Annotated in this window: 1 protein-coding gene and 1 pseudogene; both read left to right on the top strand. The window is 71.0% G+C overall.

Annotated features, from left to right (window positions below):
• Positions 1-563: pseudogene (locus Q8L83_RS03535) on the top strand (hypothetical protein); the annotation flags it as partial.
• A 437-nt stretch (positions 564-1,000) separates the two neighbouring features.
• Positions 1,001-1,821 (top strand): NAD(P)/FAD-dependent oxidoreductase (locus Q8L83_RS03540; RefSeq protein ID WP_305284767.1); only part of this gene is annotated, 821 nt, incomplete at its 3' end.

A 1,821-nucleotide genomic window follows, 5' to 3' on the forward strand; every position in this document is an offset into this window, starting at 1 on the left:
AGCTCGCCCCCCCGGCCCCGCCGCCGCGGCAGGCCAGGCCCGCCCCACGGACGCCGGAGATCCCGCCCCTGCCCGTGCCGCCACAGCCCAAGGCGCCGACCTACGCCCTGCTGACCGCATCCCAGACGGCCGGCGCGATCACAGTCGGCGCTGGCCCCGGCGGCGGGGCCGGCGGAACCGGGGCCAGCGGCACTGGCGCGGGCGACGGGGCCGGCGGCGGGGGATCGTCCTGCAGCATGGTGGCGCGGCTGCAGGCGGCCCTGCGCAAGGACCCCAACATCCAGGCCACGGTGGCGCAGGCCAGCGCGGCGTCCGGCGCTGGCGGCCGCGCCCTGCACCTGTGGGACGGCCAATGGGTGCAGAGCCCGGGCCAGGCCGGACGGGGACTGGCCGGCGTGCGCCAGGCCATCGCCGTGGAGGTGGCCTTTGCGCCCGAAGCCTGCCGCCGCGACGCCGTCTCCGGCCACGTGGTCCTCAGCCTCGCCGACGGCGCGGGCGCGCCCCGCATCGCACTCGGCGGCGGCCACTGGCGCTGGTCCGAACTGCTTGAGGCGCGGCGGTAGGAGCGTCGTTAAAGAGGGGACACGAAGGACACGAAGGGGCGCAAAGGACACGAAGAAGAACACCGTCACCCTGGGCCTTGTGCCCAGGGTCCCTCTCGACGCTCGCGCCCGCCTCGACGAGGGACCCTCGGGACAAGCCCGAGGGTGATGCGCGGGGGAATGGGCCTCCTCTTCATAGCTTCCCTTCGTGGTTGAGCCCTCTCGCCCATGGTCACGGCGGTGGGGTGGAGGGCGCGGGAGTGGCAGCCTCGCGCGCCGCAGGCGCTCTCAATTCCGGGCGCCGCCTATGCCGCCTCCCCTTCGCGCCCTTTGCGACCCTTCGTGCCCTTCGTGTCCCCTCTTTCTCCAACCCCGCCCCCGCAGTTGCCGACCCTAGGGGAAACCGCGCCATCCTCTCCGACGCGAGCCGAGGGACATCGGCGTTGGGAGGATCAACCATGGCGACGCCGCTCACCGCCTGCATCATCGGGGCCGGCCCCTCGGGCTTCACCACGGCCAAGCGGCTGAAGGACGAGGGCGTCAGTTTCGACGTCTTCGAGATGTCCGACGACGTGGGCGGGACCTGGTACTTCAACAATCCCAACGGCAAGTCGGCCTGCTACGAGAGCCTGCACATCGACACCTCGAAATGGCGCCTGGCCTTCGAGGACTATCCCGTGCCGGCCGACTGGCCAGACTTCCCCCACCACAGCCAGCTGCTGGCCTATTTCCGCAGCTATGTGGACCACTTCGACCTGCGCCCGCACATCACCTTCAACACCGCCGTCACCCGCGCGGCCCGCACGGACGACGGCCGCTGGGCGGTCACGCTGTCGACGGGCGAGACCAGGACCTATGACGTGCTGTTCGTGGCCAATGGCCACCACTGGGACCCGCGCTATCCGGACTATCCCGGGACGTTCTCAGGCGCGGCCTTCCACGCCCACGACTATCGCAGCCCGTTCGCGCCCATCGACCTTAGGGGCAAGAAGGTGGTGGTGGTCGGCATGGGCAATTCGGCCATGGATATCGCCTCGGAGCTGTCGCAGAAGCCGATCGCCAAGACCCTGTGGGTCGCCGCCCGCCGGGGCGTCTGGGTGCTGCCCAAATACATGAACGGCCGCGTGGCCGACAAAGCCGCCATGCCCCACTGGATGCCGCGCAAGCTCGGCCTTCGCCTGGCCGCCAAACGCATCCGCAAGCTGGTGGGAAACATGGAGGACTATGGCCTGCCCAAGCCCGACCATGAGCCGCTGACCGCCCACCCCTCGGTCTCCGG

This window comes from Phenylobacterium sp., assembly GCF_030680185.1.
Taxonomy (GTDB): Bacteria; Pseudomonadota; Alphaproteobacteria; order Caulobacterales; family Caulobacteraceae; genus Phenylobacterium.